General features: G+C 62.7%; 27 protein-coding genes, 1 other RNA gene and 3 pseudogenes. 12 read left to right on the forward strand and 19 right to left on the reverse strand.

The genetic code is table 11. The features are described 5' to 3' along the window. Position 1: 1 nt before the first annotated feature. Positions 2-355 (reverse strand): DUF1304 domain-containing protein, encoded by a 354-nt coding sequence (locus NKH19_RS04740; RefSeq protein ID WP_352864918.1) that lies wholly within the window; start codon positions 353-355, stop codon positions 2-4. 141 nt (positions 356-496) lie between these two features. Here NKH19_RS04740 and NKH19_RS04745 point away from each other — a divergent pair, with 141 nt between their 5' ends. Next, positions 497-1,984 carry a carboxypeptidase M32 gene (locus tag NKH19_RS04745; RefSeq protein WP_352864920.1) on the forward strand — a complete coding sequence of 496 codons (1,488 nt, stop codon included), beginning with the start codon at positions 497-499 and terminating at the stop codon, positions 1,982-1,984. Between the two features lie 35 nt (positions 1,985-2,019). Here NKH19_RS04745 and NKH19_RS04750 read toward each other — a convergent pair whose 3' ends face one another. Continuing rightward, positions 2,020-3,819, reverse strand: a complete 1,800-nt coding sequence (locus NKH19_RS04750) for an ABC transporter transmembrane domain-containing protein (RefSeq protein WP_352864922.1) — start codon at positions 3,817-3,819, stop codon at positions 2,020-2,022. Between the two features lie 206 nt (positions 3,820-4,025). Here NKH19_RS04750 and rpmE point away from each other — a divergent pair, with 206 nt between their 5' ends. Next, complete coding sequence (gene rpmE, locus NKH19_RS04755; RefSeq protein ID WP_023800009.1) at positions 4,026-4,247, forward strand: 50S ribosomal protein L31; 222 nt, start codon at positions 4,026-4,028, stop codon at positions 4,245-4,247. Between the two features lie 84 nt (positions 4,248-4,331). Here rpmE and NKH19_RS04760 read toward each other — a convergent pair whose 3' ends face one another. After that, the gene (locus NKH19_RS04760) at positions 4,332-4,973 is read right to left on the reverse strand and encodes a TetR family transcriptional regulator (RefSeq protein ID WP_352864924.1); all 642 of its coding nucleotides are present in this window, start codon (positions 4,971-4,973) and stop codon (positions 4,332-4,334) included. 127 nt (positions 4,974-5,100) lie between these two features. Here NKH19_RS04760 and NKH19_RS04765 point away from each other — a divergent pair, with 127 nt between their 5' ends. After that, a complete protein-coding gene (locus NKH19_RS04765; protein WP_352864926.1) occupies positions 5,101-5,580 on the forward strand; it encodes an anthrone oxygenase family protein in 480 nt (159 codons plus the stop codon). Between the two features lie 79 nt (positions 5,581-5,659). Continuing rightward, positions 5,660-5,809: a glycine zipper domain-containing protein gene (locus tag NKH19_RS04770; RefSeq protein ID WP_502910880.1), complete on the forward strand. Its 150-nt coding sequence runs from the start codon at positions 5,660-5,662 to the stop codon at positions 5,807-5,809. Positions 5,810-5,827: 18 nt separating this feature from the next. Here NKH19_RS04770 and NKH19_RS04775 read toward each other — a convergent pair whose 3' ends face one another. From NKH19_RS04775 to NKH19_RS04785, 3 genes and pseudogenes are all read right to left on the reverse strand, one after another. After that, on the reverse strand, positions 5,828-6,124 hold the full coding sequence (locus NKH19_RS04775; protein ID WP_352864928.1) for an Rdx family protein: 297 nt from the start codon (positions 6,122-6,124) through the stop codon (positions 5,828-5,830). Further along, positions 6,121-6,870 carry a YebC/PmpR family DNA-binding transcriptional regulator gene (locus tag NKH19_RS04780; protein WP_352864930.1) on the reverse strand — a complete coding sequence of 250 codons (750 nt, stop codon included), beginning with the start codon at positions 6,868-6,870 and terminating at the stop codon, positions 6,121-6,123. The genes NKH19_RS04775 and NKH19_RS04780 overlap by 4 nt, the downstream gene beginning before the upstream one ends. Positions 6,871-7,104: 234 nt before the next feature. After that, positions 7,105-7,269 (reverse strand): annotated as a pseudogene (locus tag NKH19_RS04785) (ArsR/SmtB family transcription factor); the annotation flags it as partial. Between NKH19_RS04785 and NKH19_RS04790 the strand changes: the two are divergent. After that, a pseudogene (locus NKH19_RS04790) lies at positions 7,269-7,415 on the forward strand (SRPBCC domain-containing protein); the annotation flags it as partial. The pseudogenes NKH19_RS04785 and NKH19_RS04790 sit on opposite strands and share 1 nt — an antisense overlap. Next, positions 7,412-7,651, forward strand: a pseudogene (locus NKH19_RS04795) (SRPBCC family protein); the annotation flags it as partial. The pseudogenes NKH19_RS04790 and NKH19_RS04795, both read left to right, overlap by 4 nt. A gap of 5 nt (positions 7,652-7,656) precedes the next feature. On the opposite strand, the gene NKH19_RS04800 reads toward NKH19_RS04795, so the two are convergent. The 4 genes from NKH19_RS04800 to ssrS all read right to left on the reverse strand — a co-directional run bounded on the left by NKH19_RS04800 (position 7,657) and on the right by ssrS (position 10,232). Further along, complete coding sequence (locus tag NKH19_RS04800) at positions 7,657-8,424, reverse strand: TerC family protein (protein ID WP_352864933.1); 768 nt, start codon at positions 8,422-8,424, stop codon at positions 7,657-7,659. Positions 8,425-8,498: 74 nt separating this feature from the next. Further along, positions 8,499-9,323 carry a TIGR00282 family metallophosphoesterase gene (locus tag NKH19_RS04805; protein WP_352631978.1) on the reverse strand — a complete coding sequence of 275 codons (825 nt, stop codon included), beginning with the start codon at positions 9,321-9,323 and terminating at the stop codon, positions 8,499-8,501. A 70-nt stretch (positions 9,324-9,393) separates the two neighbouring features. Further along, the gene (locus NKH19_RS04810; protein ID WP_352865129.1) at positions 9,394-9,981 is read right to left on the reverse strand and encodes a 5-formyltetrahydrofolate cyclo-ligase; all 588 of its coding nucleotides are present in this window, start codon (positions 9,979-9,981) and stop codon (positions 9,394-9,396) included. 95 nt (positions 9,982-10,076) lie between these two features. Next, a non-coding RNA gene (ssrS, locus tag NKH19_RS04815) (6S RNA) lies at positions 10,077-10,232 on the reverse strand. A gap of 162 nt (positions 10,233-10,394) precedes the next feature. On the opposite strand from ssrS, the gene NKH19_RS04820 reads away from it, so the two are divergent. The 6 genes from NKH19_RS04820 (at position 10,395) to msrB (ending at position 14,247) form a co-directional block, all read left to right on the forward strand. Then, entirely contained in the window at positions 10,395-11,234 is an 840-nt protein-coding gene (locus NKH19_RS04820; RefSeq protein ID WP_352864935.1) for an AAA family ATPase, read from the forward strand. 90 nt (positions 11,235-11,324) lie between these two features. Continuing rightward, positions 11,325-11,771, forward strand: a complete 447-nt coding sequence (locus tag NKH19_RS04825; RefSeq protein ID WP_352864937.1) for a GNAT family N-acetyltransferase — start codon at positions 11,325-11,327, stop codon at positions 11,769-11,771. 62 nt (positions 11,772-11,833) lie between these two features. Further along, positions 11,834-12,028 carry a type II toxin-antitoxin system HicA family toxin gene (locus NKH19_RS04830; protein WP_352864939.1) on the forward strand — a complete coding sequence of 65 codons (195 nt, stop codon included), beginning with the start codon at positions 11,834-11,836 and terminating at the stop codon, positions 12,026-12,028. An 11-nt stretch (positions 12,029-12,039) separates the two neighbouring features. Then, positions 12,040-12,444, forward strand: coding sequence for a type II toxin-antitoxin system HicB family antitoxin (locus NKH19_RS04835; RefSeq protein WP_023758609.1), 405 nt, complete (start codon positions 12,040-12,042; stop codon positions 12,442-12,444). Positions 12,445-12,450: 6 nt separating this feature from the next. Further along, on the forward strand, positions 12,451-13,641 hold the full coding sequence (locus tag NKH19_RS04840; RefSeq protein WP_352864942.1) for a vWA domain-containing protein: 1,191 nt from the start codon (positions 12,451-12,453) through the stop codon (positions 13,639-13,641). A gap of 201 nt (positions 13,642-13,842) precedes the next feature. Beyond that, complete coding sequence (msrB, locus tag NKH19_RS04845; RefSeq protein WP_352864945.1) at positions 13,843-14,247, forward strand: peptide-methionine (R)-S-oxide reductase MsrB; 405 nt, start codon at positions 13,843-13,845, stop codon at positions 14,245-14,247. A 181-nt stretch (positions 14,248-14,428) separates the two neighbouring features. On the opposite strand, the gene NKH19_RS04850 is transcribed toward msrB, so the two are convergent. The 9 genes from NKH19_RS04850 to livM all read right to left on the reverse strand — a co-directional run bounded on the left by NKH19_RS04850 (position 14,429) and on the right by livM (position 25,029). Continuing rightward, positions 14,429-14,740, reverse strand: coding sequence for a hypothetical protein (locus tag NKH19_RS04850; protein WP_352864947.1), 312 nt, complete (start codon positions 14,738-14,740; stop codon positions 14,429-14,431). A 6-nt stretch (positions 14,741-14,746) separates the two neighbouring features. Next, complete coding sequence (locus tag NKH19_RS04855; RefSeq protein WP_352864949.1) at positions 14,747-15,187, reverse strand: hypothetical protein; 441 nt, start codon at positions 15,185-15,187, stop codon at positions 14,747-14,749. Between the two features lie 50 nt (positions 15,188-15,237). Then, positions 15,238-15,498, reverse strand: coding sequence for a DUF2312 domain-containing protein (locus NKH19_RS04860; protein WP_013529099.1), 261 nt, complete (start codon positions 15,496-15,498; stop codon positions 15,238-15,240). A 180-nt stretch (positions 15,499-15,678) separates the two neighbouring features. Then, positions 15,679-19,137, reverse strand: a complete 3,459-nt coding sequence (gene pyc / locus NKH19_RS04865; RefSeq protein ID WP_352981887.1) for a pyruvate carboxylase — start codon at positions 19,135-19,137, stop codon at positions 15,679-15,681. Positions 19,138-19,440: 303 nt separating this feature from the next. Next, positions 19,441-20,559, reverse strand: coding sequence for a branched-chain amino acid ABC transporter substrate-binding protein (locus NKH19_RS04870; protein ID WP_352864953.1), 1,119 nt, complete (start codon positions 20,557-20,559; stop codon positions 19,441-19,443). Positions 20,560-20,696: 137 nt separating this feature from the next. Next, complete coding sequence (locus NKH19_RS04875) at positions 20,697-21,044, reverse strand: DUF6867 family protein (RefSeq protein ID WP_352864956.1); 348 nt, start codon at positions 21,042-21,044, stop codon at positions 20,697-20,699. Between the two features lie 111 nt (positions 21,045-21,155). Continuing rightward, positions 21,156-21,884, reverse strand: a complete 729-nt coding sequence (locus NKH19_RS04880; protein ID WP_352864958.1) for an ABC transporter ATP-binding protein — start codon at positions 21,882-21,884, stop codon at positions 21,156-21,158. Next, positions 21,884-23,434, reverse strand: a complete 1,551-nt coding sequence (locus NKH19_RS04885; protein WP_352864959.1) for an ATP-binding cassette domain-containing protein — start codon at positions 23,432-23,434, stop codon at positions 21,884-21,886. The genes NKH19_RS04880 and NKH19_RS04885 overlap by 1 nt, the downstream gene beginning before the upstream one ends. Further along, the gene (gene livM, locus NKH19_RS04890; RefSeq protein WP_352864961.1) at positions 23,434-25,029 is read right to left on the reverse strand and encodes a high-affinity branched-chain amino acid ABC transporter permease LivM; all 1,596 of its coding nucleotides are present in this window, start codon (positions 25,027-25,029) and stop codon (positions 23,434-23,436) included. The genes NKH19_RS04885 and livM overlap by 1 nt, the downstream gene beginning before the upstream one ends.

Raw genomic sequence — 25,029 nt, forward strand, 5'->3', positions numbered from 1 at the left:
CCTACCAGCCAAGCCAGACCGCGATCAGGGCAACTACCGCCGGCACGGTCTGGATGAACAGGATCTTGCGGCCGACCGTTGCCGCGCCATAGAGGCCGGCAATGGTTACGCACAACAGGAAGAAAACCTTGACCTGGAGACCGGCCGCACCGAGGTAAAGTCCCCAGATCAGGCCGGCTGCGAGGAAACCATTGTAGAGCCCCTGATTGGCGGCGAGCACCTTCGAGGCGCTGGCGAATTCGGGTGTCAGATTGAAAGCCTTGCGTCCGCGCGGCGTGTCCCACAGCACCATTTCGAGGTAGACGATGTAGATATGGATCAAGGCCACCAGTCCCACCAGGATGTTGCCGATCATGTTGTTCCCCCTCAATTGTTGCCGGCAGCATTTCACGCATGACCGCACCTGCGCAAGACGCGTCCCCCGCACCGTGCCTGAGGGTTGCAAACGTCTTTGTGTTGGTATCTTTTCGCGCCGTCCTCAATCACGGAAGCCGCCATGTCCTTTCAGAAACTCGATGACCTCGGCCACAAGCTCGAAGCGCTCGAGCATGCGCTGGCCATCCTCGGCGCCGACGAAGCCACCCACATGGCTGTCGGCGGTGGCGAGAAGCGCGCCGAGGCGATGTCGGCACTGGCCGGCATGTATCACACCAGGGCAACGGCGCCGGAGATAGCGGACTGGATCGCCGCGGCCGAAGGCGAAGCGCTCGGTGAGGAGCAACGGGCTGCTGTCGCGGAACTGCGGCGGCAATACACCAATCTGACCTGCCTGCCGGTCGAATTCGTCGAACGCCAGACGACCGCGCGCATGCGTTGCGAGCAGCTGTGGCGCGACTTGCGCGCCAAGAACGACTGGGCGGGCTTCCAGCCGGCGCTGGAGGGCGTGGTGACGCTGGTGCGCGAGGAGGCGGCGCTGCGTGCCGACGTGCTCGGCCTTGCCCCCTATGACGCGCTGATGGAGCAATACGATCCCGGCAACCGCACCGCCGACATCACGCCTGTGTTCACCGATCTGAAGGCTTTCCTGAAAAGCTTTGTGCCGGAGGCGCTTGCGATCCAGGAAACGCGGCTGCGTAAGCGCCCGTTGAAGCCGCTGTCGGGCACCTATGCGATCGACCGGCAGCGCGAGCTCGGCCTCGCCATGATGGCGGCGGTCGGCTTCGACCTGACACACGGGTCGCTATCGGTGTCGCACCATCCTTTCTGCGGTGGCGTGCCGAGCGACGTGCGCATCACCACCCGCTACAAGACGTCTGATTTCCTGTCGGCGCTGATGGGCGTGCTGCACGAGACCGGCCATGCGCTCTACGAACAGAACCTGCCGAAGGCATGGTCGCACTGGCCGCTCGGCAAGGCGCGCGGCATGGCCGTGCATGAAAGCCAGAGCCTGTTCGTCGAGAAGCAGCTCGGCCGCAACCCGGCCTTCTGGCGCTGGGCGCTGCCGGTGGTCGAAAAGCATCTCGGCGAAGCCTGGTCGCTCGACGACATCCTGCCGCATGTGCATCGCGTCGAGCGCGGCCTGATCCGTGTCGATGCCGACGAGGTGACCTATCCCCTGCATGTCATCCTGCGCTACGAACTGGAACAGGACCTCGTCTCGGGCCGGCTGGAGGTGGCCGACCTGCCCGAAGCCTGGGACGCCAAGATGCGCGACTATCTTGGTCTCTCCACCATCGACAACCCCGCCGACGGGCCTATGCAGGACGTGCATTGGCCGGGCGCCGCCTTCGGCTACTTCCCCTCCTATACGCTGGGCGCGATGATGGCGGCGCAGCAATGGGCGGCGCTGACGCGGGAACATCCTTTAGCCGACGAGGATCTTGCCAAAGGTAATTTCGAGGCGATCAACGACTGGCGCCGCCAAAAAATCTGGTCGCAGGGATCATGCTGGTCGACGCCGGACCTGCTCGAACGCGCCACCGGCGAAAAGCTCAACGCCACCTATTTCGTGAACCATCTGAAGCAGCGCTATGGAGCCGCGTAGGGCGGCCGCCACTTCAAGATTGCAGACAGCTTGAACTACTCCGCCGCCCCCTTGAAGGCGCTGGCGCCGGTTTCGAACTGCAGCTTGGCCAAGCGCGCATAAATGCCGCCCTTGGCGACAAGGCTCTGATGCGTGCCTTCCTCGACGATCGAGCCACCATCCATGACCAGGATCCTGTCGGCCTTCAACACGGTTGCCAGCCGGTGGGCGATGACGATGGTGGTGCGGCCCTGCATCAGGCGTTCCAGCGCCATCTGCACCAGCGTCTCGCTTTCGGCGTCTAGCGCCGAGGTGGCTTCGTCGAGCAGCAGGATCGGCGCGTCGCGCAGGATGGCGCGGGCGATCGCCACCCGCTGGCGCTGGCCGCCGGACAGCGTCACGCCGCGTTCGCCGACCTGGCTGTCATAGCCTTTTTCCAGCCTGAGGATGAATTCGTCGGCCAGCGCGTCCTTCGCCGCCGTGTCGATCTCGGCCTTGCTGGCGCCCGGCCGGCCGAAGCCGATATTGTCGCGCGCGGTGGCGGCGAAGATGGTGACGTCCTGCGGCACGATGGCGATGCGCTGGCGGACCGAAACGGGATCGGCCTCGCGCACGTCGATGCCATCGATCAGGATCTTGCCTGTTTCGGGATCGTAGAAGCGCAGGATCAGCGAAAACACCGTGCTCTTGCCGGCCCCTGACGGCCCAACGATCGCCACCGTTTCCCCGGGCATGACCTGAAAGCTCAAACCGTGCACGGCGGCGCGATCGGGCCGTGCCGGGTAGGAGAAGGAGACATTGTCGAAGACTATCTCGCCTTTTGCGACCGCGGGCAGTGGCTTCGGATCTGCCGGAGCATGGATCGCCGGTTTCTCGGCCAGGATCTCGGTCAGCCGTTCGGCGGCACCCGCCGCTTGCGCAAGCTCGCCCCACACCTCCGACAGCGCGCCCAGCGCGCCGGCGGCGAACACCGAATAGAGCAGGAACTGACCGAGCGTGCCCGGCGTTATCGAGCCTTCGAGCACGTCGCGCGAGCCGAACCACAGCACCGCCACGACCGACGAGAAGATGGTGAAAATGGCAAAGAAAGTGAGGAAGGAGCGCGCGAAGATCGAGGCGCGCGCCGCCTCGAAAGCGGCTTCCACCGCGGCGGAGAAATGGCCGGTGACCAGCTTCTCGTTGGTGAAGGCCTGCAGCGTGCGCACCGCGCCGATCTGTTCGCTCGCATAGGCTGTGGCATCGGCCAGCGTATCCTGCGCCTGTCGGGACTTGCGTCGCACCGAACGGCCGAAGGCGACCAGCGGCAGCACGATGACGGGAATGACGGCAATGACGAGGCCGGACAGTTTCGGGCTGGTGATTACCATCATCCCCACCGCGCCGAGGCCAAGGATGACGTTGCGCAGCGCGACCGAGGCCGTCGCCCCGACCGCCGACTTGACCTGCGTCGTGTCGGCGGCGAGCCGCGACACGATCTCGCCCGACTGGGCGGTATCGAAGAAGGAAGGGGACAGCGTCGTCACATGAGCAAAGACATCACGGCGGATGTCGGCGACGACGCGTTCGCCGAGCGTGATGACGAAATAGTAGCGGCCGGCCGATGCCGCCGCCAGCAGCGCGGCCATCGCCACCAGCGCGGCGAAATATTCGGCGATGAAAATGGTGTTGGCCGACGAGAACCCATGATCGATCATGCGCCGTACCGCCAGCGGCAGCGCCAAGGTCGTTGTCGCGGCGATGACCAGTGAGATGATGGCGCCGATGACCAGCGTGCGATAGTGCGTGATGTACGGAAACAGGCGCCCGAGCGGCTTGAGCGAGCGCCGGCGCTCGTCTGCGCTGCTGATTTGCGCCATCCCAGTGTTTCCTCTAGCCGCCCTTGAGGCATGCGCTTCAATATGCGCTTGCCGCGGCCTTGTGATTCAATTCCGGCTGATGTATAGGCTCGCCGACCGTTTTAGAAGCCGTGGCTCCTCAATAGCTGCGGCTTCGAGTTTTAAAAAGGGGCGCATCGACGCAGGCTCATGCCCGTCAGCAGCGCCGGCAAGCCAGGAACCGAACCATGAAGACCGACATTCATCCCGATTACCACACCATCAAGGTCGTCATGACCGACGGCACCGAATACACGACCCGTTCGACCTGGGGCAAGGAAGGCGATACGATGAACCTCGATATTGACCCGACCACCCACCCGGCCTGGACCGGCGGCCAGCAGACCCTGCTCGACCGCGGCGGCCGCCTGTCGAAGTTCAAGAAGCGTTTCGAAGGTTTCGGCCTCTAAGCGCGATAATCTTTCTCGGATCGGAAAACCCGCCCTTGTGGCGGGTTTTTTGTTGCAGCATTCATCCTCGCGCTTTTCCGCCTGCTATTCAGCCAGCAATTCCCTGAGCGCCATCCGCTTGTAAGCGGCGACCAGCCTGTCGCCCTCCTGGCGCTCGACCGAGATCGCCAGCCGCATGGCGGCTTCACCCATCTGCCAGACCAGGAACGCCGTCGTTTCCAGCGCCACCGGATCGGCCGTCGGTCGCAGCCGTTTCAGCACCGCGGACAGAAACTCCGCATTGGCCCGGCTGTCGGCGAGTTCGAGCTGTCGCAGCGCCTTGTCGGCCTGCGTACCCGACCAGATGTCGCGCATCACCGGCTCGGCCAGGAACAACCGGTAATAGATATCGACCAGCTCCGAAAACGCTTGGCTCAGGCCTTCGGCATCGCCGACGCCGGCGAGTGCGGCCGAGATGCAGGCCTGGCTCTCTGCGGTGTAGCGCTCGGCCAGTGCCCAGATGATCGCCCGCTTGTCCGGAAAGAACTGGTAGAGTGAGCCGATCGATACCCCTGCCCGCTCCGCCACTTCACCCATGCGCATGGCGTCGCTGCCTTGCTCGGCAATCAGCGCCGAAGCGGCGGCGAGCATGCGCTCGACCCGCTCGCGACTGCGCTGCTGGCTCGGCGCCCGGCGCGGCGAAGCGACCTGCTCCTGAGGGGAAATCCGCGCGGCCGTGTCTTCCATTGCTAACTCCAGTGCCGGAAAAATCGCTTGACTAGGAAAATACGAGTGTTTATCACGTTTTACAAATGTGAGGATTAGTCACATTTTAAATGCCGAAGAACCCGCAACAGGCATCTGGAGCAATGACATGATTGCCAAACTTCTACCCATCCTCGTCTTCGTCGCCGCAATCGGCTCGGGAATCATCGGCGGCGTCTTCTTCGCCTTTTCCAGCTTCGTCGTGCCGGGCCTCGCACGCATGCCGGCCGCCGGCGGCATCGCCGCGATGAATTCGATCAACGTGACGGCTGTGACGCCGCTGTTCATGACAGCGTTGTTCGGCACGGCGCTTGCGTGCCTCATTGTCGGTGCCGGCGCGGTGATGGGCTGGAGCCAGCCGGGTTCGCTCTGGCTGATTGCCGGCAGCCTGGTCTATCTGATCGGCGTCGTGGTGGTGACGATGGTTTTCAACGTCCCGCTCAACGATGCGCTCGCCGCCGTCGATCCGGCAAGCGCCAGCGGCGCAAGCCTGTGGTCGCGCTACCTCAATGAATGGGTGATGTGGAACCATGTCCGCACCATCAGCGGCATAGCCGCATTGGCATCCTTCTGGTTCGCTGTGCGTTGACGACAACGCGCGGAGCCGCCGGTGATCGACAGTGTGTCTCCGCGCTTGAAATTCACGGCGATCGTTTGCGAGATGCGTTTTGAAGGATCAGTACTCAAACATGGCCTTCGGCATGGCAATCGGAGTTGGTGTCGGCACGGCGATCGGTGCCGCTCTGGATGATCTGCCAATCGGCATCGCTATGGGCATTGCCATAGGCGCCGCCTTCGGAGCCTTGCGGCCCAAATGACGGCGGTGCCGGCGACCTTCAGGCCTTTGTTTTCCGATCCGAATGGCCGAGATCGCGATCCGGATCGATGACGTCGCGCACAAGCTGCTTGAGTTTGGCTGCGTCTGGAAAGCCGCCATCGCGCTTGCGGTCCCAGACCAGAGTGTCGTTGCAGGAAATGGTGAAGATGCCGCCGGTGCCGGGCACCAGCGTCACCTCGCCGAGATCGGTGCCGAAGGTCGACAGTAGCTCCTGCGCCATCCAGCTGGCACGCAGCAGCCATTGGCACTGCGTGCAATAGGTGATGCGGATGATGGGAAGCGCTTTTTCGCTCATGCCGCGCTGAGCTTTGCCATGGTCTCGTCATCGACCTCGAAGTTGGCGTAGACGCTTTGCACGTCGTCGTCATCCTCGAGCGTGGCGACCAGCTTCATCAGCGACTGGGCCCGCTCCTCGTCGACCGGAACATTGTTTTGCGGCCGCCAGATCGGCTTCACCGATTCGGCCTCGCCGAGCGCGCCTTCCAGCGCCTTCGATACCTCGCCGAGATTTTCGAAGGCGCAATAGATCGTGTGGCCTTCTTCGTCGGACTCCACATCATCGGCGCCGGCCTCGATCGCCGCATCCATGATCTTGTCGGCGCTGCCGGCCGCTGCCGGATAGTAGATCTCGCCGGCACGGTCCCACATGAACGACACCGAGCCGGTTTCGCCCATCGCTCCGCCGGCCTTGGTGAAGGCGGCGCGCACGTTCGACGCCGAACGGTTGCGGTTGTCGGTCAGGGCCTCGACGATGACGGCGACGCCACCTGGACCATAGCCCTCATAACGCACGGCTTCGTAATTTTCGGCGTCACCCATCGAGGCCTTGTTGACGGCGCGCTGGATGTTGTCTTTCGGCATCGACACCGCCTTTGCGTTCTGGATCGCCAGGCGCAGGCGCGGGTTCATCGATGGATCGGGCGTCCCGCTCTTGGCGGCGACGGTGATTTCGCGCGCCAGCTTGGAGAACATTTTCGACCGCACCGCATCCTGGCGGCCCTTGCGGTGCATGATGTTCTTGAACTGTGAATGGCCAGCCATGGCACCCCTGTCGTCTTCTCGGCTAGAGCATCCCGAAGCGAGGTGATCTCACCTTCGTCTTCCGCAATGCTCGAATTCAAAATTTCAGAGCGTCCCAGGTGCAACTCGTGGAAGCACGGCGTTCTCTGTCGGAATGGCCGGCTTATAGATAAATCGGCTCAATTCGTCCAGCCACACGGCGTAGGGGACGCACGACATGGGTCGCCGCCATCGCTCACGCCTCCAGATCCGACTTCGGTCGATAATGCTGAGCGCGTGGCCTGCATACTGGCTGATCCAGCGGTCGTGGATCTGCTTGATCGGCAGCGCGTTGAGATGGTTCCAGCGCTCGCGTCCGTCGCGCCGCGCGACGATCAGGTCGGCCTCCTCCAGCACCTTGAGATGCAGCATCACGGTGCAGGCGCATCGTGCTGCGCTGGGATGCCACCGACGCCGACGGCAAGCCCGCCTACAAGACCCGCATCGAGATGAATTTCGAGCCGCTCGACGATGGCGGTACCTTCGTCACCATCGCCGAGAGCGGCTGGCGGGAAGGCGCGGTCGGTGGAGCGATCCGCCGACCACGGTGGTCTGGACCTTCACGGAAATGCCAGGCGACGCGACCTTTCTGGAGGTTCGCAATTTCGGCTTCGCCGGCAACGGCGATCAGCAAGTAAAAGAAGCCGTCGATTCAACCGGCGGCTTCACCCTCGTGCTGGCCGGCGCCAAGGCGTGGCTGGAGCAAGGCCTGACGCTCGGCCTGATCGGCGACCGTCACCCGAAGAGTGTGCCGACCAATTAGTTTCCTCAGTGCCCGCCGCCCGACTTCGCCTTCTTGCGCCGCCGCGCCAGCATGTTGAGCCCCTCGACCAGCGCCGAAAAGCCCATCGCCGCGTAAATATAACCCTTCGGCACATGGTAACCCATGCCGTCGGCGATCAGCGTCATGCCGATCATCAAAAGGAAGCCCAGCGCCAGCATGACGATGCTCGGGTTCCTGGCGATGAAATCCGCCAGCGGTCCGGCCGCCAGCATCATCACGCTCACCGCGACGATCACGGCGATGTACATGATGGCAATCTCGTCGGTCATGCCGACGGCGGTGATGATCGAATCGATCGAGAAGACGAGGTCGAGCAGCAATATCTGGAAGATCGCGCCGGCAAGGCTGATCTGCAGCGTCTCGCCCAGCATCGTATCCCTGTGGTCGTCGGGATCGACCGTGTGATGGATCTCCTTGGTCGCCTTCCAGACCAGGAACAGGCCGCCTGCGATCAGGATCAGGTCGCGCCAGGAGAAGCCGTGGCCGAGGGCCGTAAAGACCGGCGTCGTCAGTTGGACGATGATGGAAATGGTGGCCAACAGCACCAGCCGCATGATCAGCGCCGCCGAAATGCCGAGCCGGCGGGCGCGGGCCCTTTGCGCTTGCGGCAGCTTGTTGGTCAGGATCGAGATGAAGATCAGATTGTCGATGCCGAGGACGATCTCGAGCACCACCAGCGTCAGCAGCGCGACCCAGGCTGTTGGATCGGACACGAATTGAAAATGCGGCGCCAGGAATTCGATGAGCTGCATGGAGGTCGTCCCCTCTTTTAACGATCTAGAGCAGTGTCGCCGGCAATTAGGTACTAAGCGCGCCTATATCAATGTCACGACCAGAAGGACGGCGCGGTTTCCTCCAGCCGTGGGCCGCGACGAAACGGCGCGATCCGCTCGGTCAGCCCGGTGCGGTCGGAAATATCGACGCCGACGCCGCACAATGTCGCCGGTCCGGTCGCGGCCTCGAAGCGCCCTTTCGGTACCTTCGACAGGAACCGGTTGAGCGGTTCCTCCTTGTCCATGCCGAGCGAGGAATCATAGTCGCCGCACATGCCGGCGTCGGACATATAGCCAGTGCCGCCATTGAGGATCTGGTGATCGCCGGTCGGCTGGTGGGTGTGGGTCCCGATGACGAGGCTGGCGCGGCCATCGACGAAATGCGCGAAGCACATCTTTTCCGAGGTCGCCTCGGCGTGGAAGTCGATGACCACCGCGTCCGCCTGCTCGCCGAGCGGGCAGGCGGCAAGCTCGCGTTCGCCGGCCTGGAACGGGTCGTCGAGCTCGGGATGCATGAACACGCGGCCCATGATGTTGGCGACCAGCACGCGCGCGCCGCTCCTGGCGATGTAGACGCCGGAGCCGCGTCCGGGCGTGCCCTTGGGAAAGTTGGAGGGGCGCAGGAAGCGCTCTTCGCGCGGCGCGAAGGCCAAAGCGTCGCGCTGGTCCCAGACATGGTTGCCGGTGGTGACGACATCGGCGCCGGCCGCGATCGTCTCGCGAAAGATGTCTTCGGTAATGCCGAAGCCGCCGGCGGCATTCTCGCCGTTGACGATCACGAAATCGAGTTTGAAATCGGAGATCAGCCCCGGCAGTTGTTCCCACACCGCCGTGCGTCCCGTTTTTCCAACCATGTCACCGAGGAAGAGAAGTCTCATAAGATCCCGCACCGAAAGTCAGCAAAGCAAAAGTTGCATGACGCCAGTGGAAGATCATGCGTCCATTTATCTACAATTTTGGCACGAAGCGGCGCAACCCGCTCTCGGTGAGTATTTCCGCGATGATGACGTCATGCTCCTCATCCGGCACCTGCGCCACCTCTTGGCAATCAAAGGCGATGCCGATCAGTCGCGGCGGCTGTCCGTTGTCGATCAGCCTGGCGATAGCGCGGTCGTAGTAGCCGGCGCCATAGCCGATGCGATGGCCGCGCGCATCGAAGGCGGCGAGCGGAACCAGCATCACCGAGGGGTCGAGCACCTCGGCTTCCTCATGCGGGCCGATCGTACCAAAACCCATGTCGACCATCGGCGCGCCGCGCACCAGCTCGCGAAAGACGATGGTGGTCTTGTCGAGAATGGCCGGCAGGCAAAGCCGTGCGCCCTTCTCGCGCAAGGCAAACATCAGCGGCCTGACGTCGACTTCCGAACGCATCGGCCAGAAGCCGGAAACGATCTGGCCCGCCTCGATGTGGAGGTGATCGCGCGCCGTCTCGGCCATTTCGAGCGCGACCTCGACCCGCCAGAACTCATCGAGCGCGTCGCGGCGCCCGAGTGCCTCGCGGCGAAGCTGCTTTTTCAGGTCTCTGGGAGAGGTCATGCGGCCAAGGTAGAAAAGGACAGGGCTGGGTGGAGTGTTGGGAGCGACGGTTTCCACCGCATCATCCACCGAAATGCGTGGACGCGAGGCAATAGTGACGGTCCACACAACCGGTGGAGAGAGCGATCCCGGGAACCTACAAAGTAGGTGGGCGCCGTGTGAGAAAACCCACGGGTCTTCCCAGGGACAGCTCCCTAAGGATCGTTAAGGCCCCGGGGAAAATGTTCTCCTGCCGGGAAGCACAGACCGTCATCTGCAATATAGGCTGCTCATCGGGCAAGCGCCAGAGAGACAGCGTTGCCGGCGACTTTATTCTCTGCGAATCCGTTACCCCTGTTCAGCGCCGTTCGCCGCCGTGCCTTGCACTGGCAAGTCCGCCTCCTTACGGTTGTCATGGCAACCAGGGAGCAAAAATGCGTTTCGAAGGCACGGCGGCCTATGTCGCCGACAAGGATCTGATGGTGGCCGTCAACGCGGCGATCGCGCTGGAACGGCCCTTGCTGGTCAAGGGCGAGCCGGGAACAGGCAAGACGGAACTGGCGCGCCAGGTGGCGGCGGCACTTGGCCTCGACCTGATCGAATGGCACGTCAAGTCGACGACCAGGGCGCAGCAAGGTCTTTACGAGTATGACGCCGTCTCGCGCCTGCGCGACAGCCAGCTTGGCGATATCAGGTTCAACGACATCAGGAACTACATCAAGCGCGGCAAGCTTTGGGAGGCGTTCGCGGCCGGCAAGAAGATCGTGCTCTTGATCGACGAGATCGACAAGGCCGACATCGAATTCCCCAACGATTTGCTGCAGGAACTCGATCGCATGGAGTTCTTCGTCTACGAGACCGGCGAGACGATCCGCGCCGCGGTCCGGCCGATCGTCATCATCACCTCCAACAACGAGAAGGAACTGCCGGACGCCTTCCTGCGCCGCTGCTTCTTCCACTACATTCGCTTTCCTGACGTCGACACGCTGCACAAAATCGTCGATGTCCACTATCCCGGCATCAAGCAGAATCTGGTGCGAGCGGCGCTGACCCAGTTCTACGAGATCCGCGGTGTGCCGGGGCTGAAGAAGAAGCCTTCGACCTCCGAGGCGCTCGACTGGATACGCCTGCTGGTCGCCGACGACATCGCGCCGGAGGATCTGCGCGCCGATCCGAAGAACGCCCTGCCCAAGCTGCATGGCGCGCTGTTGAAGAACGAACAGGACGTGCACCTGTTCGAACGGCTGGCCTTCATGGCGCGAAGGCAGCAATAGGGTAGCAGCAGCAGCGCTTTCCCTTCTGTGGACCGTTGCCGACAGCCGAACAGGCAGGCAGGTTCGGCCAGAACCTTCGGAGGAGATGAAATGTCTGAGATTGTCGTCCGTCCGCTCGCGCGGTCCGACCACGCCGACTGGCGGCGGCTGTGGACCGACTACCTCACCTTCTATGAGACGAAGCTGCCGCAAGAGGTCTACGCCGTCACCTGGAGACGGCTGTTCACGGAAAGTGAGTTCGAACCGAAGGGCTTCATCGCCACCCTCGACGGCAAGGCGGTCGGCCTCACCCACTATCTCTACCACCGCTCCGGCTGGTCGGAAAAAAACAACTGCTATCTGCAGGACCTGTTTGCCGACCCGGATGTGCGCGGCAAAGGCATCGGCGCGGCGCTGATCAAGGCGGTACAACAAGAAGCGGCGAAAATCGGCGTCAAGAACGTCTACTGGATGACGCACGAGACCAACACCACCGCGCGCAAGCTCTACGACCATGTGGCGCGGCGAACTGGCTTCATCGAGTATGATCTATTGTGAAGAAAGTGGGAGATTGAAATGGTCGCCATTGCGCAATATATTGCGCATGATCTGAGTGTGTAATGCCGTTGATCGAGACCAATACGCGCAAAATTGTCATCAGGCTTTTGCGCGATGGCTGGATAAGTGTCGGCGGCGGCAAGCACGACAAGTATGAGCATCCGGAACGGCCAGAGGTGATGATCATCGTACCTAGGCATCGTGAACAATCTCCCGGTGTCGCCCGGTCGATCGCCCGACTGGCTGCATGGATTTGAGGACAGACCGCATGACGCATTATGTCGGAATTCTCGATGGGGCAGAGGACATCTGGGGGGTGCGAGTCCCTGATCTTCCCGGCTGCCACGGCGGCGGCGCAAGCCCCGAAGAAGCCATTGCCGATGCGACTTCCGCCGTGCGCGAATGGGTCGAAGCACGTGCGACGAAACATCTGCAGTTACCGGTCTCGCGTACGGTGGCGCAATTGCTCCTGCAAGACGAACTCGATACTGCCGCCGGCGAATCCGCCGTGATGATCCCGGTGCTGATCGACTCCGGCCGGCCCGTCCGAGCCAATCTGTCGCTCGACGCCGGTCTTCTGGCGGCGATCGACGAAGAAGCAGGCCGACGTGGCCTGACGCGTTCCGCATTCATTGCAAGCGCCGCACGAGAGAAGATCGAAGGCCACAGATAACCGACGATGTTCATCCCCTTCTTCCTCGAACTGAAGGCAGCGCGCGTTCCCGTTTCGCTGCGGGAATATCTGTCGCTGCTGGAGGGGCTGGAAGCCGGGCTGGTCGACTATGACGTCGAAGGCTTTTATTACCTCGCCCGCACCGCACTGGTGAAGGACGAGCGCCATATCGACCGCTTCGACCAGGTGTTTGCGCATGTCTTCAAGGGCATCGAAGCGCTGGGCGGACCGGATGCGGTCGACGTTGCGAACATTCCCGAGGAATGGCTGCGCCGCCTTGCCGAAAAGCACCTGACCGACGAAGAGAAAAAGCTGGTCGAGGCGCTCGGCGGCTTCGAAAAGCTGATGGAGACTTTGAAGCAGCGGCTCGAAGAGCAAAAAGGCCGCCACCAGGGCGGCTCGAAATGGATCGGCACCGGCGGCACCTCGCCTTTCGGCGCCTATGGCTACAATCCCGAAGGCGTGCGCATCGGCCAGCACGAAAGCCGCAACCGCCGCGCGGTCAAAGTCTGGGACAAGCGCGAGTTCAGGAATTTCGACGATGCGGTCGAACTCGGCACCCGCAACATCAAGATCGCGCTGAAGCGCCTGCGCCGCTGGGTGCGCGAGGGCGCCGAGGAGGAGTTCGACCTGCCCGGCACCATCCACGCCACGGCCGAACATGGCTATCTCGACGTGCAGACGCGGCCGGAACGGCGCAACGCCGTGAAGCTGCTGATGTTCTTCGATGTCGGCGGCTCGATGGACGACCACATCAAGAGCGTCGAGGAGCTGTTCTCGGCCGCCCGCGCCGAATTCCGCCAGCTCGAATATTTCTACTTCCACAACTGCCTCTATGAAGGCGTGTGGAAGGACAATCGCCGCAGGCATGCCGAGGTGATTCCGACCTTCGACCTCATCCACAAATACGGGCCGGACTACAAGGTGATCGTCGTCGGCGATGCCTCGATGAGCCCCTACGAGATCGCTCACCCCGGTGGCTCGGTCGAGCACTGGAATCCGGAAGCCGGGGGCATCTGGCTCGGCCGCCTGCTGCAGCAATGGCCGAACGCCGTATGGCTCAATCCTGAAAACCCTGAGAATTGGCGCTTTACCCATTCGATCGCCATGATCCGCGACATCTTCGGCGGCCGCATGTTTCCGTTGACATTGGCCGGGCTCGAAGGCGCGACGAAGCAGCTTTCAAGAAAGCACTGAACCTTGCCCGGCTTCTCGGAACTGGGCAGACGCGTAACAAATGCCTATGTTGGTGCGAATATGAGGTTGCAATCCGCGCATGACCCCGAACCTCCGGTTCGGAAAGGATCATGCGCAAAGCCAAAAGTGCTACAGCGCCCTTTGCGCGTCCGATGGACGCGCGGCGCTGTAGCAGCGAGCCGGTAAGGCTGAGGAGATCGAATGGACACCCGCACCTACCCCGTAACCCGTACCGACGCCGAATGGCGTGCCCGGCTGACGCCGGAGCAATATGCCGTCATGCGCGGCCACGGTACCGAACGGCCGGGAAGCTGCGCTTTGCTCTACGAGAAGCGCGCCGGCACCTTTTCCTGCGTCGGCTGTGACCAGCCGCTTTTTGAATCCAAGCTGAAGTTCGAGAGCGGCACCGGCTGGCCGAGCTTCAACGATCCGGTGCCGGGCTCGGTCGAGAACACTGTCGACCGCAGCTACGGCATGGTCCGCACCGAATGCCACTGCGCCCGCTGCGGCAGCCATCTCGGCCATGTCTTCGAGGACGGCCCGCCGCCGACCGGCCTGCGCTATTGCATCAACGGCGTGGCGCTGAAATTCGAGCCGGCGGCTTGATGCAAGTCGCCCAAAAGTGCGCAGCGGTTTTGGGACAACGACATGCATAGAAACAGTAATTCAAAGCGCGACGCGCTTTGAGCCAAACGATCGCTGGATAAGTGGAAAGGGCGGCTGCGGCCGCCCTTTTCTTTGGGCGGCAGGAACTCCGGCGAACACGACAGGCGCCCGTCTCGCGCTATCAGGCCACGACCGTCAGGATCAGCCACAATGTAGCCCCGAGCGCCATCAACGAGGCCTTGGTGCCACCGGCCCTTTCCGTGGTTCGCCAGACGGCAAAGGTCAGGAAGATGTTGTAGGGCACCAGCGCGAAATGCACCGCCAGAACCAGCACAAGCGGCAGCTTCAGCGCAAGCACGATAATCGCGGTCACCGCGGACGCAACGTTGAGCGCCGTGCCGACAAGGGCAAGGTCGCGCCAGAACAGCCGGTCGAGCGGCACCCGGCCTTGCCAACGTGAGCGGAAGAAGGATCCGACGCCTTCTGGCAACACCTGATATCACCCCTGCCCCAGGACTTCGGTCACCGCATGTTCGATACGCGAACATTCGGTCACCAGCCAGTCGGTCATAGCCGGCCAATTGTCCTCGGCATAACAATTCACCCGCCACATCGAATTGATGCCGAGGCCCTCGCAACTCTGTTCCGGCCTGAGCTTCAGCCTGTCTTCGATCGCCGGCTGGAACGGCTTCAACCGCGACCAGGCTTGCGTGGCGCCGAACTTCTCGTTGCGGCCGAAGAAGACGCCGACATGGTTCTGCGCCGGCGCGACATACATGGAAAGGACCAACGCGAAGTCGGGCAGCCCGCGTTGCCAGAACCAGGGTCCGCGCCTCGCCATCAGAGGCTTTTCTTCCGGATGCCGCTCGGCGAACAGCATCCAGAAGCCGCGTTGGCGGAATTCAGAAGCACGGCGGGCGCCGAAGTCGAATTCGCTCATGGTTCAAACCGTTTCTCCGGCAACCGCATTGGATGCCGGGTCGGTTAGTCTTACACCATGCCGAGCGCGGCCTTGTACAGGTCGAGGATAGTTTCCTCTTCCTGCCGCTCGGCCTGGTCCTTCTTGCGCAGCCGGATGATCGTGCGCATCGCCTTGGTGTCGAAGCCGGTGCCCTTGGCCTCGGCGAACACTTCCTTGATGTCGTCGGAAATGGTCTTCTTCTCTTCCTCGAGCCGCTCTATGCGCTCGATGAAGGCACGCAGCTGGCCGGCGGCAACAGTCTGGCTGGTATCGGTGATATCGTCGGCCATTTTTTCTCCACATCGTTTCCGCGCCGCGACTCGGCGACGACGGCGGCAAATTCGAGCCGGTTCGATGCCCGACCGGCGGCGGCGGGTCAAGCCGTTATCGATGCTGCATGAAGGGTTGGGCACACCCTAAGGTGTGTTGAGATTGAGGTCAGGCCGGCATCATCTGAATATCAATACACCTTATCCGAAGACGATCAGCAGATCCTTGGCATCGATCTGGTCGCCGGCCTTGACCAGCACCTCGGCGACGGTGCCGTCGCGCTCGGCATGCAGCGCCGTTTCCATCTTCATCGCCTCGATGGAAAGCAGCACGTCGCCGGCCTTCACGGCCTGGCCGGCGGCAACCGAAAGTGCGGAGACGACACCCGGCATCGGCGCACCGACATGGGCCTCGTTGCCGGGCTCGGCCTTGCGGCGGGCCTTGGCGGCGGACGCGCCATGCGCCCTGTCGGGCACCTTGACGCGGCGCGGCTGGCCGTTGAGCTCGAAGAACACGGTGACCATGCCCTTTTCGTCGACATCGCCGATGGCAAGGCAGCGCACCACCAGCGTCTTGCCCTTCTCGATATCGACGAATATCTCGTCTTCCGGCTTCATGCCGTAGAAATAGGTCGGCGTCGGCAGGACGCTGACCGGACCGTAGGTTTCCTGCGCGCCGGCGAAATCCGTAAACACCTTCGGGTACATCAGCCACGAGGCGAATTCGAACTCCGAGAGTTTGCGCTCGAGCTTCTCCTCGATCTCCTTGCGGTTGGCCTTGAGGTCCGCGGGCTTCAGTAGCGAGCCAGGCCGCGCCTTTATCGGCTTGTCGCCTTTTAGCACCTTCTTCTGCAGCTTGTCAGGCCAGCCGCCGGGCGACTGGCCGAGATCGCCGCGCAGCATCGACACCACGGAGTCCGGAAAGGCGATGTCCTTGCTGGGGTTCTCGACATCGGCGACGGTGAGATCCTGGCTCACCATCATCAGCGCCATGTCGCCGACGACCTTGGACGACGGCGTCACCTTGACGATGTCGCCGAACATCAGATTGACGTCGTGATAGGTCTGCGCCACCTCGTGCCAGCGTGTCTCCAGCCCGAGCGAACGCGCCTGCTCCTTGAGATTGGTGAACTGTCCGCCCGGCATCTCGTGCAGGTAGACTTCGGAGGCCGGTCCCTTGAGGTCGCTTTCGAAGGCCGCATACTGGTTGCGCACCGCTTCCCAGTAGAACGAGATCTTCCTGATCCATTGCGGGTCGAGGCCCGGATCGCGCTCGGTGCCCTTCAGCGCCTCGACGATGGAGCCGAGACATGGCTGCGAGGTGTTGCCCGAGAGCGAATCCATCGCCGCGTCGATAGCATCGACGCCGCTGTCGACCGCCGCCAGCACCGTCGCCGCCGACAGGCCTGACGTGTCGTGGGTGTGGAAATGGATCGGCAAGTCGGTCGCTTCGCGCAGCGCTTTGAACAGCACACGTGCGGCGGAAGGCTTCAGCAGTCCGGCCATGTCCTTGACGGCGATGATGTGGGCGCCGGCCGCCTGCAATTCCCCGGCCAGGCCGACATAGTATTTGAGGTCGTATTTCGCCCGCGCCGGATCGAGGATGTCGCCGGTGTAGCAGATCGCCGCTTCGATCAGCTTGCCCTCGGCGCCGACCGCATCCATGGCGACGCGCATGTTCTCGACCCAGTTCAGGCAGTCGAAGACGCGGAACAGGTCGATGCCGCCGGCGGCCGCCTGCTTGACGAAATGCTGCACGACATTGTCGGGATAGTTGGTGTAGCCAACGCCGTTGGCGCCGCGCAGCAGCATCTGCAGCAGCACATTGGGCGCCGCCTCGCGCACCAGCGACAGCCGCTCCCACGGGTCTTCGGTTAGGAAGCGCATGGCAACGTCGAAGGTGGCGCCGCCCCAGCATTCGAGCGACAGGAGCTGCGGCAGGGCGCGCGCATAAGTGCCGGCAATGCCGGCGATGTCATGCGTGCGCATGCGCGTCGCCAGCAGCGACTGGTGGCCGTCACGCATCGTCGTGTCGGTGACCAGCACCTCTTTCCGGTCGCGCATCCAGCCGGCGAATTTCTCCGGTCCGAGCACGTCGAGCTTCTGCTTGCTGCCATCAGGCACATTGCCGTTGAGATAGGGCACCAATGGTGCGGCCGCGTCGGCCTTCGGCTGCGGCCGGCCGCGCGTCTCGGGATGACCGTTGACCGACACGTCGGCCAGATAGTTGAGCAGCTTGGTGGCGCGGTCCTGCCGCTTGACCTGCTGGAACAGCTCCGGCGTCGTGTCGATGAACTTCGTCGTGTAGGAATTGTCGGCGAAGCTCGGGTGGTTGATGATCGCTTCGAGGAAGGTCAAATTGGTGGCGACGCCGCGGATGCGGAACTCGCGCAGCGCCCGGTTCATGCGGGCGATGGTCTCCGCCGGCGTCGGCGCCCACGCCGTCACCTTCTCCAGCAGCGGATCGTAGAAGCGGGTGATCACCGCCCCGGAATAGGCGGTGCCGCCATCGAGGCGGATGCCGAAACCCGTCGCGCCGCGATAGGCGGTTATGCGACCGTAGTCCGGGATGAAATTATGCTCGGGATCTTCCGTGGTGATGCGGCACTGCAAGGCGTGGCCGTTCAGCCTGATGTCCATCTGCATCGGCACGCCCGATTCCGGCGTGCCGATGGCGAAGCCGTCGAGGATGTGGATCTGCGCCTTGACGATGTCGATGCCGGTCACCTGCTCGGTGACGGTGTGCTCGACCTGGATGCGCGGGTTGACCTCGATGAAGTAGAATTTGCCGGTGTCGGCGTCCTGCAGGAACTCGACCGTGCCGGCGCCGATATAGCTGGTTTCGCGGGCGATCTTCAGCGCATGGCCGCAAAGCTCCTCGCGCTGCGACATTTCGAGGTATGGCGCCGGCGCCCGCTCGACGACCTTCTGGTTGCGGCGCTGGATCGAGCAGTCGCGCTCGAACAGATGCACGGCGTTGCCATGCGTGTCGCCCAGCACCTGCACCTCGACATGGCGGGCGCGCTCTATCAGCTTTTCGAGATAGACCTCGTCCTTTCCGAATGCGGCTTTCGCCTCGCGCTTGCCTTCCGTGACTTCACGGGCAAGGTCGGCTTCGGCGCGGATGGCGCGCATGCCGCGGCCGCCACCGCCCCATGATGCCTTCAGCATCACCGGATAGCCGATCTGCTTGGCCAGTTTCTTGACCGCATCCATGTCGTCCGGCAACGGATCGGTGGCGGGGATCACCGGCACGCCGACCTCGATGGCGAGATTGCGCGCCGCGACCTTGTTGCCGAGCCGGCGCATCGTATCCGGCTTCGGCCCGATGAAGGTGATGCCGGCCTCGGCACAGGCATCGGCGAATTCGGGGCTTTCCGACAACAGGCCGTAGCCGGGATGAATGGCATCGGCGCCCGAGAGCCTGGCGACGCGGATCACCTCCTCGATCGACAGATAGCTTTCGATCGGTCCCATGTCCCGGGTCAGATGCGGCCCGCGTCCGACCTGGTAGCTCTCGTCGGCCTTGAAGCGATGCAGGGAGTATTTGTCCTCCTCGGCCCAGATCGCCACGGTTTTGAGACCGAGTTCGTTGGCCGCGCGAAAGACGCGAATGGCGATTTCGGACCGGTTGGCGACGAGGATCTTCGTGATGGCCAAGGACTGAGGCTCCAGCAACGGAAGGGAAGAGAAATCGGCGCAATGATTAGCGTGAAAATGCTGCAGTGCAAACGAAATTGACAGGCATTTAAACCGATTGAAATGGAATCTTTGCGCCAAGGGCGGTCGCATTCAGTCGAACACGCAGCGAAGCGATGGGCATTGCGGTCAACGCGCGATCGTTTCCGGGCTAAAGGCCCGGGCTGGATTGGTCTGCCGGCCTCGATGGAGAGGCAACGGCCTCAAAAGAAAAATGCCCGGCGCGAAGCACCGGGCATCCGTAAAGTCTGGAGACTGACGAGCTTACATCTTCTGGATGTAGGTGTACTTGCCGTCGGCGCCCTTCTTCCATTCGTACATGACGTAGCCGGGCAGCGTCGGGTCGCCCTTGGCGTCATAGGACAGGTCGCCGAGCACGGTCTTGAACGGGCCGTTTTCATGCAGCGCCTTGGCAACTGCCTGCGGGTCGTTCGACTTGGCAGCGGTCGCTGCTTCGGCGAGCGCCTGTACGGCGGCGTAGGAGTAGAGCGTGTAGGCTTCCGGCTCGAAGCCCTGCGCGCGGAACTTCTCGACGAGTTCCTTGTTGGCGGGGATCAGGCGCGGGTCCGGGCCGAACGTGTTGAGCGTGCCCGCAACCGCGTCACCTGCGATCGAAGCCAGCTCGTTCGACACGATGCCGTCGCCGGAAATCAGTGTCGCCTTGAGGCCCTGGTCAGCCGCCTGGCGGATGATAAGGCCGGCTTCGGTGTGCAGGCCGCCCCAGTAGATGATGGTTACGCCGGCTTCCTTCATCTTGGCGATCAGTGCCGAGAAGTCCTTGTCGCCGACATTGATGCCTTCGTACATGACTTCCGTCAGGCCCTTGGCATTCATCGCCTTCTTGGTTTCGTCGGCAAGGCCCTGACCGTAGGTGGTCTTGTCGTGAACGACGGCGATCTTGGCGTCCTTGAAGTTCGCGGCGAGATAAGCGCCGGCGATGCTACCCTGCTGGTCATCGCGTCCGCAGGTGCGGAACACGTTCCACAGGCCGCGCTCGGTGAGCTTCGGGTTGGTGGCGGCCGGGGTGATCTCGACGATGCCGTTTTCCGCATAGACTTCCGATGCCGGGATCGAGACGCCCGAGTTGAAGTGCCCGACCACGAACTTGACACCGTCGCCGACGAACTTGTTGGCAACCGAGATGCCCTGCTTCGGATCGGAGACGTCGTCGCCGACTTCGAGCTTGATCTGCTCGCCATTGATGCCGCCCTTGGCATTGATGTCGGCCACAGCGGCTTCCGCACCCTTCTGAAGCTGCGCGCCGAAGGCGGCATTCGGACCAGTGATCGGACCGGCTACGCCGAACATGACGTCAGCCCACGCGTTGCCGCCGAACGCGACCAGCGCGGTCAGGGCGACGGCGGACAAAAGTGACTTTTTCATTTAAACGCTCCCATTTACGGAGTGGGCGTGGATGAAGCTTTCATGCGATGCCCACCCTTATCGCAGAAAGCATAGTTTGCCGATTTTCAGGCACTTGTCACGCCGATTCAATTCCGATGCGGCGCTAATGATGAACGTCAACCTTTCGGTTTCCAGCTCAAGATTGAAGCTCTTTCGTAGAGCCAATTATACTGTGTCACCATCTGGTTGGTGCGCGTGTATTGAAAGCCGACAAAACCGAGGATCATCAGCACGATTGTATCGACGACATAGTAGTGCAGCGAGAACATCGTGCCGCCGAACAGCGCGTGATGGATGAAGCGGATGCCGATGCCGAGACCCAGCATGTAGGCGAACAGCTGGATGAAGCTGCGCCAGGTCTGCGCGCTGGCCTTGCCCGTCATCCAGGCCGCCCAGCCGCCGAGCAGACAGGTGACGAAGAAGAACTGCCAGATCGAGGGTTCCTCATAGAGAATGCCCTGCATGATGAAGTCTCCTTAGCATGATCCCGAAAAGTTGCAGACTTTTCGGACAAGGATCATGCGACAAACAAACAATTTGGAGCGGAATATCGAACGCACACATCCGCTCTAAACTCAGTGGTGTCCGCCTTCGAGATAGGCGGCGCGCACTTCCGGATTGGCGAGCAGTTCCTTGCCGGTACCGCTCATCGTCACGTTGCCGTTGACCATGACATAGCCGCGCGTGGCGAGCTTGAGCGCGCCGAAGGCGTTCTGCTCGACCAGGAACACGGTCAGCCCCTGGGTGCGGTTCAGCTCGCGGATGGCGTCGAAGATCTGTTTGACGATCAGCGGCGCGAGACCCAGCGACGGTTCGTCGAGCAAAAGCAGCTTTGGCCGCGCCATCAGCGCGCGTCCGATCGACAGCATCTGTTGCTCGCCGCCCGACAGCGTGCCGCCGCGCTGGGCGATGCGCTCCTTCAGCCGCGGGAACAGCGTGAACACCTTCTCGACGTCCTCGTCATAGTGATTGAGGTTGTCGAGGCTGGCGCCCATTTGCAGGTTTTCCATCACCGTCATGCGCGGGAAGATGCGCCGGCCCTCGGGCGATTGGGCAATGCGCATGCGCGCGATCTCATGCGTCGGCATCTGGGTGATGTCGGTGCCGGCGAATGTGATGGTGCCGGCGCGGGCGCGCGGCGCGCCGAAGATAGTCATCATCAGCGTCGACTTGCCGGCGCCGTTGGCGCCGATCAGCGCCACGATCTCACCTTCCTTCACGGTGACATCGACGCCGTTCAGCGCCCGGATGTTGCCGTAATAGGTCTGCACACCCTTGATATCGAGCAGCGTTGTCCCGGCCATCACTTGCCCCCTCCGCGCTTGCCCGCCACGGGCTTGGCGGCAGTCTTCCCGGAAGTATGGCTGGTCGCAACCTTGCCCGCATCGACCCGGCGCGAAAATTCCGTGTCCTTGCCCTGGCCGAGCAGCCTGGCCTGCTTGACCCACTCCTCACGAGCGATGCGCCCATCGAAGGCAAGATAGGCTTCGGCGGCTTCGACGTCGGCCTTTTTCCAGGCGCCGATCTGGTCGAAGTGGAAGATGCCGTGATCGTTGAGCTTCTTCTCGTTGACCGAACCGATGCCCTTGATGCGGGTCAAATTATCGGCCTTGCCGCCGCGAGGCGCTGGCAGCCGGTTGGAGATTCCCCCAGCCGTCGCCGCAGGGGCCTTCGCGGCAGGAGCCTTGGCTGCCGGCTTGGCCGGCGCAGTCGACTTCACCGCCGTTCCGGTTGCCGCCTTTGACGCCGCTTTCGGAGCAGGCTTTGCCCTCCCCGCCGGAGCGCGCGGCGTAGGCGGCACAGCCGCCAGCGAGGCCGCCTTGTTTGCCGCGGCGAGCGATTTTGCGTCGACCTGACCGGCCTTTGACGCGCCCTTGGCCACCGTGACCCGCTCGCCCGAACTGTGGCCGACCGTGTCGGTCACCGGCCCGGCGAGATAAGACGACGATGTTCCCGGGCCGTGTGCTGCATCCGGTCCCGTATCGAGCTGTTCGATGACGTCTTCGTCGCCGACTTCTGTCAGCACCGACTCGACTTCCTCGTCGTCGACGCCGAGATAGGCTGCGATGACGCGCGGATCGGTACGCACCGATTGCGGGCTGCCGTCGGAGATCTTGCGGCCATATTCCAGCACCACGACATGGTCTGAGATCTGCATGACCACCGACATGTCATGCTCGATCAACAGGATCGAGGCGCCTGATGTGTTCTTGATGTCGATCAACAGCTCGTTGAGCGCTGCGGATTCCTTTGGATTGAGGCCAGCGGCCGGCTCGTCCAGGCACAAAAGCTCCGGACCGGTGCACATGGCGCGGGCGATCTCGAGGCGGCGCTGCGCGCCATAGGGCAGGTCGCCGGCCGGATCGTCGGCGCGGTCGACGAGATCGGCCTTCTCCAGCCAGTGCCTGGCAAGTTCGACCGATTCGGCGGAGGCCTTGCGGTAGCCGCTGAAGCCGAACAGGCCAAGGACCGTATAGCCCGAGGCCTTCATCAGCTTGTTGTGCTGGGCAACCAAAAGGTTCTCCAGCAGCGTCATGCCCGAGAACAGGCGGATGTTCTGGAACGTACGCGCCACCTTGGCGCGCGCCGGGATCTCGTGGTTGGGCAGACGTTCGAGCAAATAGCTCGAGCCGTCGTTCCGGTTGAGCGTGATCATGCCTTCCGACGGCTTGTAGAAGCCGGTGATGCAGTTGAACACGGTGGTCTTGCCGGCACCGTTGGGTCCGATCAGCGCGGTGATCTCACCGCGCTTGGCGGTGAAGGACAGGTCGCCGATGGCGACCAGGCCGCCGAACTTCATCGACAGATGCTCGACCCGCAGGATGGCGTCGTTCATGGATGTGCTCGCATTCATCAGCCGTGGCCTTCCTTGGTGAAGGAACCGGAGACCGCTCTTCGCACCTTGAGGAAGGCGGTCGGCTCGCGACTGCCGACGAAGCCGCGCGGCTTCCACAGCATGACGATGACCATGGCCATGCCGAACAGAAGCATGCGGTAGAGCTCCGGTGTGAAGTCCGGCCCGAATATCTGCTTGAGGAAGTCGAGTTCGCGCAGCGCCTCGGTGCCGCCGATCATCACCATCGCGGCAACCGCGATGCCGACCAGCGAGCCCATGCCGCCGAGAACGACGATGGCCAGGATGATGGCCGATTCCAGGAAGACGAAGGATTCCGGGCTGACGAAACCTTGCCGCGCGGCGAAGAACGAGCCGGCGAAGCCGCCGAACATGGCGCCCGTGGCAAAAGCCGTGAGCTTGGTCGTCGTCGTGTTGATGCCCAGAGACCGGCAGGCGATCTCATCCTCACGCAGCGCTTCCCAGGCGCGGCCGACCGGCAGACGCCGCAGCCTGATGGTGACGAAGGCGGTGAGCAGGCACAGGCCCAGGATCAGATAATAGAGGAAAATCTTGTAGTAGGCGCCTGACTGGGCGATGCCCAGCACCTTGGCGATGTAGTTCGAGTCAGACACGTTGAACGACATCAGGCCGAAGAAGCTGACCTTGGGAATGCCGGAAATGCCGGCCGAACCGTTGGTCACGTCGCGCCAGTTGATCAGCACCAGGCGGATGATCTCGCCGAAAGCCAGCGTCACGATAGCCAGATAGTCGCCACGCAGGCGCAGCACGGGGAAGCCGAGCAGCACGCCCCAGAGGGCGGCCATGGCGCCGGCGGCCGGCAACAGGATCCAGAACGACAGGCCGAAGTGCGTGGCGAGAAGCGCATAGGAATAGGCGCCAAGCGCATAAAAGGCGACGTAGCCGAGGTCGAGCAGGCCGGCGAGGCCGACAACGATGTTCAGGCCCCAGGCCAGCATCACATAGATCAGGATCTGGATGCCGAAATTGTCGACCCATTTCAGCGAACCCTGCAGCCCGCTGGCGATCGACCAGGCGTTCAGCGACAGCACCGCCACCACGAGGATCGGATACAGCACCAGAGCCGTGACGCCCAATTTGTTGAAGTTGGCATGGATGAAGGCGCGGAAGTAATAGATCACGCAAGCCAGCAGATAGATGACCGCGAGCGCGCGCAGGAATTGCAGATAGCCGGCGGGTTCTGCTCCGACCCATCCGGGGAGAGAATTGCTGAAAACGAACAGCAGCACCGCGGCGATGACGGCCGCGATGAAGGCCGGCAACTGGAAGAAGCGTGATGCGACGCTGGCCGGCAACAGGCCGGTGGCAACATCGGCGATCTTCTGGTTGGCCAAGAAGGGCTGGCCATAGGCGACATAAAGAAACCGCCCGACCGCCGTGGCGATCACCACTGCGGCAAGCAGGCCCCAGCGCGCGGTCAGGACCAGTTCATTGGAGATGTTCTGACCGGTCTTCAGCCCGATGAACAGCACGAACAGGCCAAGCGCGATGGCGCCGGCATAGAAGGCTTCCTTGAGAGCGCGTTGGACAGGGGTGGCGACGACGTCGCGCTCCGGAGATACGGTGACGGCCAT

This window comes from Mesorhizobium sp. M1338, from assembly GCF_040318045.1.
GTDB lineage: Bacteria > Pseudomonadota > Alphaproteobacteria > Rhizobiales > Rhizobiaceae > Mesorhizobium.

Bases quoted from the DNA above. Each gene is read 5' to 3' on its own strand.
- NKH19_RS04740 (WP_352864918.1), bottom strand. From the start codon at position 355: ATGATCGGCAACATCCTGGTGGGACTGGTGGCCTTGATCCATATCTAC.
- NKH19_RS04745 (WP_352864920.1), top strand. From the start codon at position 497: ATGTCCTTTCAGAAACTCGATGACCTCGGCCACAAGCTCGAAGCGCTC.
- NKH19_RS04750 (WP_352864922.1), bottom strand. From the start codon at position 3,819: ATGGCGCAAATCAGCAGCGCAGACGAGCGCCGGCGCTCGCTCAAGCCG.
- rpmE (WP_023800009.1), top strand. From the start codon at position 4,026: ATGAAGACCGACATTCATCCCGATTACCACACCATCAAGGTCGTCATG.
- NKH19_RS04760 (WP_352864924.1), bottom strand. From the start codon at position 4,973: ATGGAAGACACGGCCGCGCGGATTTCCCCTCAGGAGCAGGTCGCTTCG.
- NKH19_RS04765 (WP_352864926.1), top strand. From the start codon at position 5,101: ATGATTGCCAAACTTCTACCCATCCTCGTCTTCGTCGCCGCAATCGGC.
- NKH19_RS04775 (WP_352864928.1), bottom strand. From the start codon at position 6,124: ATGAGCGAAAAAGCGCTTCCCATCATCCGCATCACCTATTGCACGCAG.
- NKH19_RS04780 (WP_352864930.1), bottom strand. From the start codon at position 6,870: ATGGCTGGCCATTCACAGTTCAAGAACATCATGCACCGCAAGGGCCGC.
- NKH19_RS04800 (WP_352864933.1), bottom strand. From the start codon at position 8,424: ATGCAGCTCATCGAATTCCTGGCGCCGCATTTTCAATTCGTGTCCGAT.
- NKH19_RS04805 (WP_352631978.1), bottom strand. From the start codon at position 9,323: ATGAGACTTCTCTTCCTCGGTGACATGGTTGGAAAAACGGGACGCACG.
- NKH19_RS04810 (WP_352865129.1), bottom strand. From the start codon at position 9,981: ATGACCTCTCCCAGAGACCTGAAAAAGCAGCTTCGCCGCGAGGCACTC.
- NKH19_RS04820 (WP_352864935.1), top strand. From the start codon at position 10,395: ATGCGTTTCGAAGGCACGGCGGCCTATGTCGCCGACAAGGATCTGATG.
- NKH19_RS04825 (WP_352864937.1), top strand. From the start codon at position 11,325: ATGTCTGAGATTGTCGTCCGTCCGCTCGCGCGGTCCGACCACGCCGAC.
- NKH19_RS04830 (WP_352864939.1), top strand. From the start codon at position 11,834: ATGCCGTTGATCGAGACCAATACGCGCAAAATTGTCATCAGGCTTTTG.
- NKH19_RS04835 (WP_023758609.1), top strand. From the start codon at position 12,040: ATGACGCATTATGTCGGAATTCTCGATGGGGCAGAGGACATCTGGGGG.
- NKH19_RS04840 (WP_352864942.1), top strand. From the start codon at position 12,451: ATGTTCATCCCCTTCTTCCTCGAACTGAAGGCAGCGCGCGTTCCCGTT.
- msrB (WP_352864945.1), top strand. From the start codon at position 13,843: ATGGACACCCGCACCTACCCCGTAACCCGTACCGACGCCGAATGGCGT.
- NKH19_RS04855 (WP_352864949.1), bottom strand. From the start codon at position 15,187: ATGAGCGAATTCGACTTCGGCGCCCGCCGTGCTTCTGAATTCCGCCAA.
- NKH19_RS04860 (WP_013529099.1), bottom strand. From the start codon at position 15,498: ATGGCCGACGATATCACCGATACCAGCCAGACTGTTGCCGCCGGCCAG.
- NKH19_RS04870 (WP_352864953.1), bottom strand. From the start codon at position 20,559: ATGAAAAAGTCACTTTTGTCCGCCGTCGCCCTGACCGCGCTGGTCGCG.
- NKH19_RS04875 (WP_352864956.1), bottom strand. From the start codon at position 21,044: ATGCAGGGCATTCTCTATGAGGAACCCTCGATCTGGCAGTTCTTCTTC.
- NKH19_RS04880 (WP_352864958.1), bottom strand. From the start codon at position 21,884: ATGGCCGGGACAACGCTGCTCGATATCAAGGGTGTGCAGACCTATTAC.
- NKH19_RS04885 (WP_352864959.1), bottom strand. From the start codon at position 23,434: ATGAATGCGAGCACATCCATGAACGACGCCATCCTGCGGGTCGAGCAT.
- livM (WP_352864961.1), bottom strand. From the start codon at position 25,029: ATGGCCGTCACCGTATCTCCGGAGCGCGACGTCGTCGCCACCCCTGTC.